This window comes from Bradyrhizobium tropiciagri (assembly GCF_018130505.1).
Taxonomy (GTDB): Bacteria; Pseudomonadota; Alphaproteobacteria; order Rhizobiales; family Xanthobacteraceae; genus Bradyrhizobium; species Bradyrhizobium tropiciagri_B.
This window is the reverse complement of record NZ_JAFCKH010000010.1, coordinates 140,456-152,957: the sequence shown is the minus strand read 5'-3', so window position 1 is coordinate 152,957 and position 12,502 is coordinate 140,456. Positions and strand designations below refer to the sequence as shown.

Genomic DNA, 12,502 nt, shown 5'->3' with positions numbered 1-12,502 from the left:
GCGCGTCCTACTTCGTCGCTGCCGGCGCTGCTTCTTTGGCCGGGGCCGGCGCGGCTTCGCTCGTCTTGACCTGCGGATCGACCTTCTGGCCGGGGATCGCGCGCAGCAGCCCGGCGGTGACCACGCGGTCATCCGGCTTCAGCCCGGTCTCGATGACGCGCAGGCCGCCATCGAGCGGACCGGTCGTCACCTTGCGCTGCTCGACCACATTGTCGGCGTTGACGACCAGCACGTAGCGCCCGGCCTGGTCGCTGCCGATCGCGGTGTCCGACACCAGCAGCGCATCCTCCTGCTTGTCGAAGGGGACGCGGACGCGGACGTAGAAGCCCGGCAGCAGCGCGCGATCCGGATTGGGGATCAGGCCGCGCACGGCCAGCGTTCCGGTCGACTGGTTGAGTGTCGGCGACACGTAATCGAGCCTGCCCTTGTGCGGATAGCCGGTTTCCGTCTGCAGGCCGACCTCGACCGGCAACTGTCTGATCTCGTCGATCGAGATGCCGCGCCGCCGTGCCTCGTCGCGCACACGCTGCACATCGGCCTCATTGACGTTGAAGTTCACATAGATCGGATCGAGCTGCACGATGGTGGCAAGCTGCGTCGGAGACGCCACGCCGACCAGTTCGCCGATCGAGACCAGATGGTTGCTGACGATGCCGTCGAACGGCGCCGCCACGTTGGTGTAGCCGTAATTGACCGCGGCGATCTTGGTGTTGACCTGAGCCTGCGTCAGGCTGGAGGTCGCATTGTCGCGCGTCGAGGTCGAGGTATCCAGCGTCGACTGCGAGACCGCCTGCCGCTGCACCAACTCGACCTGCCGCTTGTAGTCGGCCTCGGCCTGCTTCACCGTCGCCTGCGCGCCGACCTCGGCGGCCTGCGCCTGATCGAGCTTCAGCTTGTAGGTTTCCGGCTCGATCGTGAACAGGGTAGTGCCCTTCTTCACGAAGGCGCCGTCCTTGTAATTGATCGACTGCAGAAAGCCCTGCACGCGCGCGACCAAGTCGACACTCTGGATCGGCGCCGTGTTTCCGGTGGCATCAAGATAGCGCGTGATGGCGCGCTGCACCGGCGGCGCGACCTCGACCTTCGGTGGCGGAGGCGGCACGAAAGCATTTTGTTCGCAGGCACTTAAACTGAAAAACGCCGATGTGACAAAAACAATACGTGCACATGTCGTGGTTCGCAGCCGCACAAAAGAAGTAGTCCGCCTGGAATTTGCCGGCGCGAGTGCGTGCCTCATTTCCGAGCCTCGATTCAAAATGCCTATTTCAAAGACGTCGTATCGAGCGAAGAACAGCGTAGCCGCATGCATAGCAATAATCTGCTTGCAGTGGAACTCGAAAGCGAAAATGATGGCGCGCGCTAAAGTTGTTACGAGAAGACTTTTTTAGAACTTGGTTCGGTTGGAGCGGCGGCTTCCGGCGACAACAAAGGATTTAGGAAAATGATCGACGCGTTGAGACGTGCAGCGAGGCTGTCCGCATGGCTGGCGGCCGTGACGTTGGTGAGCGCTGCGCCGGCCTTGTCGCAGGCTCCGACCGAGGCGCAGCGTGACGCCATCAAGTCGCAATGCCGCAACGACTACATCGCGCACTGCTCCAGCGTTCCACCCGGCGGCGAGGCGTCGCTGCAATGCCTGCAGAAGAACATGGCGAGCCTGTCCGGAAGCTGCGCGAGTGCGGTCAAGGCCGTTGAAGCGCCGGCCGCGGCCGCACCGCCCGCAGCGGCGAAGACCGACGCGGCTCCGGCGGCGACGGCGGCTAAACCAGCCGCAGCGGCACCGGCGGCGGCCGGCCAACCGTCGAGCGCGCAGGTCTCCGCGATCCGCAGCGCATGCCGGTCCGACTATCCCAAGGTCTGCGCCGGCGTGCCGACCGGCGGCGCACCTGCGTTGCAATGCCTCGAGAAGAACAAGGCCAAGCTCTCCCCCGCCTGCGAGAAGGCGGTGAGCGCCGCGAGCGGCGGTGGCGCCGCGCCGGCCGCCGGCGGAACGGCGACGGCTGCGCCGGCCGCGGCAGCGCCGGCGGTGATCGTGCTCCGTCCGCTGCGGCCGCGTGAAGAACTGCTCGTGCTGCGCTCGGCCTGCGGTGCCGACGTCCGCTCGATCTGCGGCACCGTCCAGCCCGGCGGCGGCCGCATCGTGCAGTGTCTGGCAACCAATGCAGGCTCGCTCTCGCCGGCCTGCCGGGATGTGCTGGCGCCGTTCGCGGCGCGGTAAGCTTCAACGACCAGACCGGAAGAAGGGAAACGATCGATGCTGCGTATCATCCTGACCGCCGCGCTGCTTTGCGGCTCGACCGCCGCCTTCGCCCAGGAACTGACCGCCGCGCAACGCGACGCCTGCATGGGCGACTACGAGAAGTTCTGCAAAAGCGTGACGCCCGGCGGCGGCCGCATCATCGCCTGCCTCGCCAAGGAGAGCGACAAGCTGACGCCCGCCTGCAAGAAGGTGCTGGCAGAGGCGGAGAAGAAGTAGCCGCAGATGCGATGATCCGACATGTGTCCGGCGCAACGCCGGGCACGGATCCGTAGCACCTTGCTAACCAACGACAGGCCAACCAACCTCCCCGGGAGAGGGATTACCATGCGTTCGTTTTTGCTGATCGCTGCGGCCATGCTGTCTTTTGCCGCAACTCTGACGATTGAATCCTCCGAAGCCAATGCGGCGGTTTGCGCACGCGGCGTCTATCGCGCCGGTTGCGCGGGCGCGCGCGGCGCGGTCGTCGTCCGCAAGCCCGTCGTCGCCGGCTGCCGCTGGGTGTGGGTCGGCGGCGTGAAGGTCCGCCGCTGCTACTGACCGCAGGCTGACCGCGAAAGAGCTGCGCTCCTTCTCCGCTTGCCGAGTCCGTAGCCCGGATGGAGCGCAGCGCAATCCGGGGCGGTCTCCCCGAGGCACCAGCGTTCCCGGATTGCGCTTCGCTCCATCCGGGCTACGGACTTATCTGATTGCGGCCGCCACTGAGCCAACGGCCGCGCGCATTTTCCCTCTGGCGTTCCCGCCGGCGGCGGATTAGTCTGGACCCAAATTGTAAGTACACTGTCAATCTGGGAGGCAGACGTTGCGGATCGCCGTGATCGGCGGAGGGCCCGGCGGGCTCTACTTCGCCTATCTCTGGAAGAAGCGTCATCCCGACGCCGACATCGATTTGTTCGAGCAGAACGCCGCCGGCGCCACCTGGGGCTTCGGCGTGGTGTTCTCGGAACAGGCGCTCGATTTCCTGCGCGCCGACGACCCGGAGACGGTCGATGCCATCACGCCGCAAATGGAGAGCTGGAAGAACATCACGCTGAACCTGCGCGGCGAGAACGTCGAGATCGACGGCGTCGGCTTCTCCTCGATCGGCCGCCTGGCGCTGCTGACGATCCTGCAGCAGCGCGTCCGCAGCGTCGGCATCGCGCCGCGCTTCGACACCATGGTGCAATCGGCCGACCAGCTCGAAGGCTACGATTTGATCGTCGCCGCCGACGGCCTCAACTCGATGGTCCGCCGCGGTTTCGAGGACGCGTTCGGCGCCTCGGTGTCGCATTCGACCAACAAGTTCGCCTGGTACGGCACGACAAAGACCTTCGCGACGCTGTCGCAGACTTTCGTTGCGACCGACCGCGGCAGCTTCAACGCCCATCACTATCGCTATGCCGGGGACATGAGCACCTTCCTGGTCGAATGCGACGCGGCGACCTGGGCGGCCTACGGTTTTGCCGACAAGAGCATCGAAGAATCGCAAGCGATCTGCGAAGACGTGTTTGCCGCGACACTGGACGGCCACAGTCTGATCTCGAACAAGTCGCTGTGGCGCAGTTTCCCGTGGATCTGGAACGAGCGGTGGTCGCACGGCAACATGGTGCTGATCGGCGACGCGCTGCATTCGGCGCACTTCTCGATCGGCTCCGGCACGCGGCTCGCGATCGAGGATGCGATCGCGCTGACCAAGGCGCTGGAAGCGGAGCCGGCGATCCCGGCGGCGCTGGCGCGCTATGAGGGCGAGCGCAAGCCGATCGTGAAGAAGCTCGTCACCGCGGCGCGCACCAGCGCCGACTGGTACGAGCATTTCCCTGTGCACATGAAGCTCGGCCTGATGGACTTCGCCTACAGCTACATCACCCGCTCCGGCCGGATCGACGACGCGCGGCTGCGCGCGATGTCGCCAGCCTTCATGGCGCGTTACGAGGCCGAAAAGGGCAACGCTTCGAAGGGCACGTCATGACCGAGATCGCCGACCAGGTCCCGCAGGACAATCCGGGCGCGCGCGAGATCGGCTTTACGCTTCCCGAGCGCTACAACGCCAGCCGCATCCTGTTCGACAATCTCGATAACGGCAACGCCGACCGCATGGCACTGACCGGCCCGGCCGGCACGCGCAGCTATCGCGAGCTCTGCACGGATGCGGCGCAGTGGGGCCATGGCTTCAAATCGCTCGGGCTCAAGCGCGGCGACCGCATCCTGCTGTTCCTCGACGACACCACGGCCTATCCGGCGGCGTTCTTCGGCGCGGTGCGCGCGGGCTTCGTACCGCTGCTGATCAACACACTGACGCCGCCGGAGCTGCTGCAATTCTATCTCTCCGACGCCGGCGCAGCGGTCGCCGTGGCCGATGCCGAGTTCTGCTCGCGTTTCAACGCAGAGGCCTGCAAGGACACGCCGCTGCGCACGCTGATCGTGGTCAATGGCACCACCGGCGATCACGCGGTGCCGGACGCCCGTAACGCCGGCGAATGGCTGGCCGGATTTGCCGGCGAGCTCGACGAGGCCGACACGCACCGCAACGAGATGGCGTTCTGGATGTACTCGTCGGGCTCGACCGGCCGCCCCAAGGGCATCGTGCATCTGCAGCACGACATGGCCTATAGCGAGCTCGCCTTTGCCCGCAGCGTCCTGAAGCTGAAGCCCGGCGACATCTGCTTCTCGGTGCCGAAGATCTTCTTCGCTTATGGCTTCGGCAATTCGATCACGTTTCCCTTCTCGGTCGGCGCCGCGACGCTGCTGCTGCCGGGCCAGCCGAAGCCGGCGGCGATCTTTGCCGCGATCCGGCAATATCGCCCGACCGTGTTCTTCGGCCTGCCGACGCTCTACACCTCGCTGACCAAGGCCGAGGGCGCCGATGCGGCCGACTTCTCCTCGCTGCGGATGGCGGTGTCGGCCGCGGAGGTGCTGTCCGCAGATGTCTTCAACGGCTGGAAGAACCTGACCGGGATCGAGATCATCGAGGGCCTCGGCTCGACCGAGGTGCTGCACATCTATCTCTGCAATCGCGAAGACAACAAGAAACTCGGCGCCGCCGGCCTGCGCGTGCCGGGCTACGAGATCATGCTGCGCGACAGCGACGGCCGCGAGGTCGGCGACAATGAGGAAGGCATTCTGTGGGTGCGCGGCGATTCCGCGACGCCGCTGTACTGGAACCGGCCCGACAAGACCGCCGAGACGGTGCGCGAGGCGGGATGGATCTACACCGGCGACCGCTTCGTGCGCGACAGCGACGGTTTCCACTTCTTCCGCGGCCGCGCCGACGATCTGGTGAAGATCTCCGGCCAATGGGTTTACCCGCTCGAGGTCGAGCTCTGCCTCGCCGACCATCCGGACGTCCGTGAATGCGCTGTGTATGCGGCCGAACTGCCCGACCGCCGCATGACGCTGCGGGCCGTGGTAGTGATGAACAAGGGGGGCTTCGACGCAAGCGAGGCGACGCGGCAACTGCAGGATTACGTCAAGGCAAAACTGCTGCCGTACAAGTACCCGCGCGAGGTGAAGTTCATCGACGAACTGCCGAAGACGGGTACGGGGAAGATCGACCGGCAGGCGGTGATGCGGATGTGAGACGCTAGGTCGCGCAACACACTCGACGTCGTCCCTGCGAAGGCCGGGACCCATAGCCGCAAAACCTTCGTTGTTGCGGCATGCTGCGGCCCCAGCGTGCCGCCTCATGCGCATTCGTGGTTATGGGTCCCGGATCGCGCTTCGCTTGTCCGGGACGACGACTGAGTTTGCGGCGGCGCCTACGCCTTCAATCCCGCCCTTCTGCGCCAGCCCCAGCGCAACGGCGAGGCCGCCGATGCCGCCACCTGCGATCAGGACTGGTTTGCTCTCCGCCATCAGCCCGACCTCCCGAGATGTTCGAGCGCGTCCTCGGCGCGCAGTGGCACGCGCGATGCCTCGTTGTTGAGATCGACCAGCTGGGTCAACAGCGCCAGCAGCGCCTTGCGGTCGGCCGGCTTCAGCGGCTGCAGCATCCGCGCCTGCGCCTTGTCGACTGACGGCATGATCTCATCGAGCACGGCCGCACCTGCCTTGGTGAGATACAACAGCTTGACGCGCCTGTCCTCCGGTGCCGGCTTGCGGGCGATGAACTCCTTGGCCTCCAGCCGCTCGATGACGTTGCCGAGGGTGGAGCGGTCGAACGCGATCACGGCCGAGAGCCGGGTGGCATCGATGCCGGGATGGGTCGAGATCGCGATCAGCGCGGCGTACTGCACCGGCGTCAGGTCGAACGCCTTGCACTCCTCGATGAACAGCGCGACCGCGATCTGCTGCATCCGGCGGAACAGATAGCCGGGTGCGGTGTAGACCGCGTCCATGGTGACGGGCTTGCTATTCGGCATCGGGCTGCTTGTCCGGGGCAGCGTCGGCGAAGGCCTTGATCTGCTTTGCGGCGGCTTCGGCCTTGAGCAGCCGCGGATAGGCCGACAGGTCGACGCCGAAACGGCGCGCATTGGCGAGTTGCGGCACGAGGCAGAGATCGGCAAGCGTCGGCGTATCGCCGAAGCAGAACGGCCCGGCCTCCTCCGCGATCAGGATCTCACAGGCGGCAAGCCCCTCGCGGTTGGCCCAGGCCGCCCATTCCGTCACCTTCTCTTCGGGCATGCCGAGCTGCCGCAGGCGCGCCAGCACCTTCAAATTCTGCACCGGGTGGGTGTCGCAGGCGATCGCCTGCGCAAACGCACGCACTTTCGCGCGGCGCAGCGGATCCTTCGGCAGCAGCGGAGGATTAGGATGAACCTCGTCGAGCCATTCGATGATCGCGAGCGACTGGGTGAGGATCGCCCCGGCGTCGTTCTCCAGCGTCGGCACCAGGCCCTGCGGATTGATGGCGAGATAGGCCGGCGCGCATTGCTCGCCCTTGCGCAGATGGTGCGGCAGGTGCTCGGGGCTGAGCCCTTTCAGGTTGAGAGCGATCCGGACCCGGTAGGACGCGCTGCTGCGGAAGTAGCCATGCAGCTTCATCGGAACCTCCCTTGCATTTCGTGATTGGCCTGGTTGATTGACGCTAGCCATATTGTCAGTATACTGTCAATTAAATTGAGCCGACAAGAACGTAGGGAGGCTGCCATGGAAGCCGTGCAGAAGACCCCGGAGCGCGAGGCGTTCTACAAGAAGATCGACGGCGAAAACCTCTCGGCGCTGTGGAACGTGCTGGGCGATCTGGTCACGCCGGAGCCGCGCAGCGCCTGCCGCCCCCACCTCTGGAAGTTCGATCATATCCGCGACTACATGAACGAGGCCGGCAAGCTGATTACGGCGAAGGAAGCCGAACGCCGCGTGCTGGTGCTGGAGAATCCCGGCCTGCGCGGCCAGTCCAGGATCACGACCTCGCTGTTCGCCGGCGTGCAGATGGTGGTGCCGGGCGACGTCGCGCCGGCGCATCGCCACACCCAGTCGGCGCTGCGCTTCGTGCTCGAGGGCAAGGGCGCCTACACCGCGGTCGACGGCGAGCGCACCGCGATGGCGCCGGGCGATTTCGTCATCACGCCGTCGATGACGTGGCATGATCATTCCAACGAGACCTCGGAGCCGATGTTCTGGCTCGACGGCCTCGACATCCCGATGGTGCAGTTCTTCGACTGCTCTTTTGCCGAAGGCGCCAGAGAGGAACAGCAGCAGATCTCGAAACCATCAGGCGCCAGCTTCGCGCGCTACGGCCACAACCTCCTGCCGGTCGACCAGAAGCGGGCATCCAAGACCTCGCCGATCTTCAACTATCCCTATGACTACACCCGCGAGGCGCTGGAGAAGGCCAGGGCCGGTGACGAGTGGGATGCCTGCCACGGCCTCAAGCTGCGCTTCTCCAATCCCGAGACCGGCGACTTTGCGATGCCGACCATCGGCACCTTCATTCAGCTGCTGCCGAAGGGTTTCAAGACAGCACGCTATCGTTCGACCGACGCCACCGTGTTCGCCGCGATCGAGGGCAAGGGCCGCACCCGGGTCGGCGACCAGACCTTCGAATGGGGGCCGCGCGATCTGTTCGTGGTGCCGAGCTGGCACTGGGTGACGCACGAGGCCGACATGGACTCGGTGCTGTTCTCGTTCTCCGACCGCCCCGTGCAGCAGAAGCTCGACCTGTTCCGCGAGGATCGCGGTAACGCGTAATTGACGCACATTGCCGGCCATCGCACCCTAACCTTGCGGCGATCGATGGCCGGAATGCCTTGGCTACGACGACACCCGATTTCAGGCTGGGGAGCTTTCATGACGCATCGTGTTTCCGGCGCCGCCATCACGGCGACGCTTCTGCTCGGCATCTCCGCGGCCTCCGCACAGCAGGCCGGCAACGCGGCCATCGACCGCCACGTCGAAGTCGCAACCGCCGCCGCGAAGACGGACCTGACGGGCGCGCTCGGACTCTGCAAGACGGCGACGCCCGAGCCGGCAGCGAGCTTCATGGACAATTACAAGGAGATGCAGAAGCGTCCGCCGCTCGAGCCCATGCAGGTGATGGACGAACTGTACTTCCTCGGCAATTACTGGACCAGCGCCTGGGCGGTGAAGACTTCGCAAGGCATCGTCATCATCGACGCGCTGGATAATGCCGAGGAGGCAAAGCAATATATCGAGCAGGGCCTGCGCAAGCTGAAGCTCGATCCCGCCGACATCAAATATGTCATCGTCAGCCACGCCCATGGCGACCATTATGGCGGCGCCGCCTATCTGAAGGAGAAGTTCAATCCGCGCATCGTGATGAGCGAGATCGACTGGGCAACGTTCGACGATCCGAAGTTCGATCCCAAGCGCATTCCGCTGTTCGATCCGCCGCCCAAGCGCGACATGGCTGTCAAGGACGGCGACAGCATCACGCTCGGTAGCACCACGTTCAAGCTGCACGTGATCCCCGGCCACACGCTTGGCACGCTCGCCACCGTGTTTACGGTGCATGACCACGGCCAGGAACATCACGCTGTGGCCTGGGGCGGCACGGCCTACAATTTCGGTCCGCTGCCCGACCGGCTGCAGATCTATTCCGACACCACGGTGAAATATCGCGATGTCCTGAAGCAGGAGCATGCCGATGTGCTGCTGTCCAACCATGTCAGCTTCGACTCCGCCGTCGCCAAGATGGCGGCGCTGAACGAGCGCAAGCCGAGCGAGGCGAACCCGTTCGTGGTCGGCGAAGACACGGTGCAACGCTTCCTCACCGTGCTCGGCGAATGCGCGCTGGCGACCAAGGCCTATGTCGAGGCAGGTCAGCCCGGAAAAGAGCAGGCCGGAAAGAAGTAAGGTGCGGCGGCATATTCCGCTCGTCGTCCCGGGCAAGCGAAGCGCGACACGGGACCCATAACCACCGGCTTACGTTGTCAGAGGTGCTGGAACCCCAGCTTCGTCCAATAACCACTCCCTGTGGTTATGGGTCCCGGCCTTCGCCGGGACGACATCGGAGTTGCGGGCCGGCAGCGTGTGCTCACCGCCAGTGCAGCAGCCGGGCCTCGAGCAAATTGATCAGCTTCCCCACCGCTAGCCCGAACAGCGACAGGATCACGACGCCGGCGAGCAGCTGGTCAGTCTGCATCAGGTTGCCGGCCTGCAGCACGAAGGCGCCGATGCCGTATTGCGCGCCGATCATCTCGGCGCTGACGACGAGCAGCAGCGCGACCGACGAGGTGATGCGGAAGCCGGCAAGGATCGAGGGTAGCGCGCCGGGCCAGATCACGCGGCGCACGATGGCGTGGAACGGCACGTTGAAGCTTTGCGCCATCCGGATCAGATTGCGTGGCACCGCATCGACGCCGCTATAGACCGAGATCGCGGTCGAGAAGAACACGCCGAGCGCAATGGTCGCGATCTTCGGCTCCTCGCCGATCCCGAGCCACAGGATCAGGAGCGGCAGCAGCGCGATCTTCGGGATCGGGAACAGCGCGGAGACGAAGGTGATGCCGACGCCGCGCGCCAGGGTGGAGAGCCCGATCGCAAAGCCGACGATGACGCCGGCGATCGTGCCGATGATCCATCCCGATGCGATCCGCATGATCGACCAGGACAGATGCTGCCACAGCGCGCCTGATGTCGCGAGCTTGTAGATCGCGACGGCAATGGCCGAGGGCGCCGGCAGGAACAGCGAGTTGACCCACCCCGCGCTGCCCGCGAGTTGCCAGACCGCAAGCACGATCGCGAGCGCGATCCAGCCGGCGTAGCGGCTGTTGACCGGAGCGAAGCCTGCACCACGAAATTCGACCGGCCGCGTTGTTTCGCTCGACTGCTCTTTCGTCTCCGGTGTGGCGCGGTCAAGCATGCTGGACCTCGCGCTCGGCATCGATCGCCTCCTTGCGGATCAGCGACCACAGCTCGCCCTGCAGCGTCGCCAGTTGCTCGCGCGCACCTGCGGCGCCGCGCTCGGCGCGCGTCATCGGGATGCTCACGATCTCGCGGATGCGACCCGGACGCCGCGACAGCACCACGACGCGGTCGGCGAGCCGCACGGCTTCCTCGAGATTATGCGTGACATAGGCCGCGCCCATGGAGCCGTCGGCGAGCAGCCGGACGAAATCCTCCATCAGCAACTCGCGGGTCTGCGAATCCAGTGCCGACAGCGGCTCGTCCATCAGCAGGATCGCGGGCCGCACCGCAAGCGCCCGCGCGATGCCGACGCGCTGGCGCATGCCACCGGAGAGTTGCTTCGGATAGGCGGCGCCGAAATCCGATAGTCCCGTGCGGCGCAGCGCATCGTCGATCACGGCGCGACGCTCGCCGGCGCTGAGGCTGGTGTGCAGCAGCGGAAACGCGACGTTCTCCTCGACCGTATTCCACGGCAGCAACGCGAAATCCTGGAACACGAAAGTCAGCGGATTGAGGCTGCCCGCCGGCGCCGCACCACACAATTCAGCCCGGCCCTTGCCCGGCCGCAGCAGGCCGCCGAGGATCTGCAGCAGCGTGCTCTTGCCGCAGCCCGAGGGCCCGACGATCGCGACCACCTCGCCGGCCCGCACCGTGAAGAAAACATCGTCGAGCACGTCGAGCGCCCCGAAGCGATGGCTGATATGGTCGGCGATCAGGTCCATGTCACCGCGCTTTCCACGGCCGAACCGTCATCCCCGCGCAACGGCTTTGCCGTTGTCGCTGAGGTGACGGAGATAAAGAGACGCGCGTGGGCCTGCGTCAGCCCCGTCATCCTGAGGTGCGAGCGCAGCGAGCCTCGAAGGATGCACGGCCCGGATGCAGCCGGGCCCTCGACCCTTCGAGACGCCGCTCCGCGGCTCCTCAGGGTGACGGTGATGGTTTGGTGGACGCGGCTCAACATCAATCCGCCTTCACGTAATCCTTCGCGATGATCGCATTCGCGTCAAAGCCCTTGTCGACGAAGCCCTGGCCCTGCAGCCACTTGATCTGGTTGTCGACGTTCTTGACGTCGAGCTTGCCGTCGGGATCGACATAGGCGCAATTGCCGACCACCTGCTCCACCGGGAGATTGGTGTATTTGGCGACGATCTCGAGCAGCGGCTTTGTCGTCTCGTTGATCGGCACCACGCCGTCCTTGATCTGCGCCAGGATCACGTCGTGATATTCGCGATCGGCCCGCGTCAGCGCCGTGAGCAACTTCGTCACCAGCGGCGCGTTGCCCAGCGTCTTCGGCGAGGCGAAGACGGCACCCAGCTGCCATGGCGTCTCGTCGCCGACCCAGCCGAGAAACTTCGCGCCGCCGGAATCCACCAGCGTGCGCGCGGTCGAGATCGGCAAGAGCGCGGCATCGACGGTTTCGCCCTTCAACGCCGCGGCGGCGTTCGACAGCGACTGCAGCGGCACGATCTTCACGTCGGACAGCTTGAAGCCGTATTTGTCGGCAAGCAGGCCGAGCGAATAATGGAAGCTGGAGCCGACCTGGGTGACGGCGATGCGCTTGCCGGCGAGATCCTTCGGCGTCTTGAGGCCGGCGGCATAGGCATTGTTGCTGGCGAAATAGCCGATCAGGGGATAGCCGGCCTTCTCGCGGCTCATGCCGCCGATCACCTTCAGCGTGCCCTTGCCCGCGAGATTGTAGAGCCCGGCGGTGAAGGCGGTGATGCCGAAATCGACATCGCCCGACGTGGTCGCGACCGCGATCGGTTGCGCCGCGTCGAAGAATTTCAGTTCGACATCGAGACCGGCATCGCGGAAGTAGCCCTTGTCCTGCGCGATGAACACCGGCGCCGACGATGACAGCCGCAGCACGCCGATCTTTGCCTTGAGCAGATCGTCGGCGCGCGCGATGCCGCTCGCCGCCCACATCAACAGCCCCGCAACCGCGAGCCGCGCCCAACCCTTCAT

Annotated in this window: 14 protein-coding genes; 7 read left to right on the top strand and 7 right to left on the bottom strand. The window is 65.4% G+C overall.

Translation table 11 applies throughout. The features are described from left to right. Nucleotides 1–7: 7 nt before the first annotated feature. Nucleotides 8–1,189, bottom strand: a complete 1,182-nt coding sequence (locus tag JQ633_RS25000; RefSeq protein ID WP_349631607.1) for an efflux RND transporter periplasmic adaptor subunit — start codon at nucleotides 1,187–1,189, stop codon at nucleotides 8–10. Nucleotides 1,190–1,441: 252 nt separating this feature from the next. Between JQ633_RS25000 and JQ633_RS24995 the strand changes: the two genes are divergently transcribed. The 5 genes from JQ633_RS24995 (at nucleotide 1,442) to JQ633_RS24975 (ending at nucleotide 5,809) form a co-directional block, all read left to right on the top strand. Continuing rightward, nucleotides 1,442–2,215, top strand: coding sequence for a hypothetical protein (locus JQ633_RS24995; protein WP_211987747.1), 774 nt, complete (start codon nucleotides 1,442–1,444; stop codon nucleotides 2,213–2,215). Nucleotides 2,216–2,251: 36 nt separating this feature from the next. Further along, nucleotides 2,252–2,473 carry a cysteine rich repeat-containing protein gene (locus tag JQ633_RS24990; RefSeq protein ID WP_211987746.1) on the top strand — a complete coding sequence of 74 codons (222 nt, stop codon included), beginning with the start codon at nucleotides 2,252–2,254 and terminating at the stop codon, nucleotides 2,471–2,473. Between the two features lie 108 nt (nucleotides 2,474–2,581). Beyond that, the gene (locus JQ633_RS24985) at nucleotides 2,582–2,794 is read left to right on the top strand and encodes a hypothetical protein (RefSeq protein WP_211987745.1); all 213 of its coding nucleotides are present in this window, start codon (nucleotides 2,582–2,584) and stop codon (nucleotides 2,792–2,794) included. Nucleotides 2,795–3,056: 262 nt separating this feature from the next. Continuing rightward, nucleotides 3,057–4,202 (top strand): FAD-dependent monooxygenase, encoded by a 1,146-nt coding sequence (locus tag JQ633_RS24980; protein ID WP_211987744.1) that lies wholly within the window; start codon nucleotides 3,057–3,059, stop codon nucleotides 4,200–4,202. Further along, nucleotides 4,199–5,809, top strand: a complete 1,611-nt coding sequence (locus JQ633_RS24975; protein WP_211987743.1) for a benzoate-CoA ligase family protein — start codon at nucleotides 4,199–4,201, stop codon at nucleotides 5,807–5,809. Before JQ633_RS24980 ends, JQ633_RS24975 begins: the two co-directional genes overlap by 4 nt. 120 nt (nucleotides 5,810–5,929) lie before the next feature. On the opposite strand, the gene JQ633_RS24970 is transcribed toward JQ633_RS24975, so the two are convergent. The 3 genes from JQ633_RS24970 to maiA are packed head-to-tail and all read right to left on the bottom strand — an operon-like array spanning nucleotide 5,930 to nucleotide 7,213. Next, on the bottom strand, nucleotides 5,930–6,085 hold the full coding sequence (locus tag JQ633_RS24970) for a hypothetical protein (RefSeq protein ID WP_211987963.1): 156 nt from the start codon (nucleotides 6,083–6,085) through the stop codon (nucleotides 5,930–5,932). Beyond that, nucleotides 6,085–6,591, bottom strand: coding sequence for a MarR family winged helix-turn-helix transcriptional regulator (locus JQ633_RS24965; protein ID WP_211987742.1), 507 nt, complete (start codon nucleotides 6,589–6,591; stop codon nucleotides 6,085–6,087). Before JQ633_RS24965 ends, JQ633_RS24970 begins: the two co-directional genes overlap by 1 nt. Next, entirely contained in the window at nucleotides 6,581–7,213 is a 633-nt protein-coding gene (maiA, locus tag JQ633_RS24960; protein WP_211987741.1) for a maleylacetoacetate isomerase, read from the bottom strand. The genes JQ633_RS24965 and maiA overlap by 11 nt, the downstream gene beginning before the upstream one ends. 105 nt (nucleotides 7,214–7,318) lie before the next feature. Here maiA and gtdA point away from each other — a divergent pair, with 105 nt between their 5' ends. Both gtdA and JQ633_RS24950 read left to right on the top strand, forming a co-directional pair. After that, on the top strand, nucleotides 7,319–8,359 hold the full coding sequence (gtdA, locus tag JQ633_RS24955; protein ID WP_211987740.1) for a gentisate 1,2-dioxygenase: 1,041 nt from the start codon (nucleotides 7,319–7,321) through the stop codon (nucleotides 8,357–8,359). 99 nt (nucleotides 8,360–8,458) lie between these two features. Then, nucleotides 8,459–9,484 (top strand): MBL fold metallo-hydrolase, encoded by a 1,026-nt coding sequence (locus JQ633_RS24950; protein ID WP_211987739.1) that lies wholly within the window; start codon nucleotides 8,459–8,461, stop codon nucleotides 9,482–9,484. Nucleotides 9,485–9,665: 181 nt separating this feature from the next. Here the strand turns inward: JQ633_RS24950 and JQ633_RS24945 are convergent, their stop codons facing one another. The 3 genes from JQ633_RS24945 to JQ633_RS24935 all read right to left on the bottom strand — a co-directional run bounded on the left by JQ633_RS24945 (nucleotide 9,666) and on the right by JQ633_RS24935 (nucleotide 12,502). Then, nucleotides 9,666–10,493 (bottom strand): ABC transporter permease, encoded by an 828-nt coding sequence (locus JQ633_RS24945; protein ID WP_211987738.1) that lies wholly within the window; start codon nucleotides 10,491–10,493, stop codon nucleotides 9,666–9,668. After that, entirely contained in the window at nucleotides 10,486–11,259 is a 774-nt protein-coding gene (locus JQ633_RS24940; protein ID WP_211987737.1) for an ABC transporter ATP-binding protein, read from the bottom strand. The genes JQ633_RS24945 and JQ633_RS24940 overlap by 8 nt, the downstream gene beginning before the upstream one ends. 238 nt (nucleotides 11,260–11,497) lie before the next feature. Continuing rightward, a complete protein-coding gene (locus JQ633_RS24935; protein ID WP_211987736.1) occupies nucleotides 11,498–12,502 on the bottom strand; it encodes an ABC transporter substrate-binding protein in 1,005 nt (334 codons plus the stop codon).

Coding starts and splice junctions, on each gene's coding strand:
- JQ633_RS24995 (WP_211987747.1), top strand. CDS start 1,442: ATGATCGACGCGTTGAGACGTGCAGCGAGGCTGTCCGCATGGCTGGCG.
- JQ633_RS24990 (WP_211987746.1), top strand. CDS start 2,252: ATGCTGCGTATCATCCTGACCGCCGCGCTGCTTTGCGGCTCGACCGCC.
- JQ633_RS24985 (WP_211987745.1), top strand. CDS start 2,582: ATGCGTTCGTTTTTGCTGATCGCTGCGGCCATGCTGTCTTTTGCCGCA.
- JQ633_RS24975 (WP_211987743.1), top strand. CDS start 4,199: ATGACCGAGATCGCCGACCAGGTCCCGCAGGACAATCCGGGCGCGCGC.
- JQ633_RS24970 (WP_211987963.1), bottom strand. CDS start 6,085: ATGGCGGAGAGCAAACCAGTCCTGATCGCAGGTGGCGGCATCGGCGGC.
- JQ633_RS24965 (WP_211987742.1), bottom strand. CDS start 6,591: ATGCCGAATAGCAAGCCCGTCACCATGGACGCGGTCTACACCGCACCC.
- maiA (WP_211987741.1), bottom strand. CDS start 7,213: ATGAAGCTGCATGGCTACTTCCGCAGCAGCGCGTCCTACCGGGTCCGG.
- gtdA (WP_211987740.1), top strand. CDS start 7,319: ATGGAAGCCGTGCAGAAGACCCCGGAGCGCGAGGCGTTCTACAAGAAG.
- JQ633_RS24950 (WP_211987739.1), top strand. CDS start 8,459: ATGACGCATCGTGTTTCCGGCGCCGCCATCACGGCGACGCTTCTGCTC.
- JQ633_RS24945 (WP_211987738.1), bottom strand. CDS start 10,493: ATGCTTGACCGCGCCACACCGGAGACGAAAGAGCAGTCGAGCGAAACA.
- JQ633_RS24940 (WP_211987737.1), bottom strand. CDS start 11,259: ATGGACCTGATCGCCGACCATATCAGCCATCGCTTCGGGGCGCTCGAC.
- JQ633_RS24935 (WP_211987736.1), bottom strand. CDS start 12,502: ATGAAGGGTTGGGCGCGGCTCGCGGTTGCGGGGCTGTTGATGTGGGCG.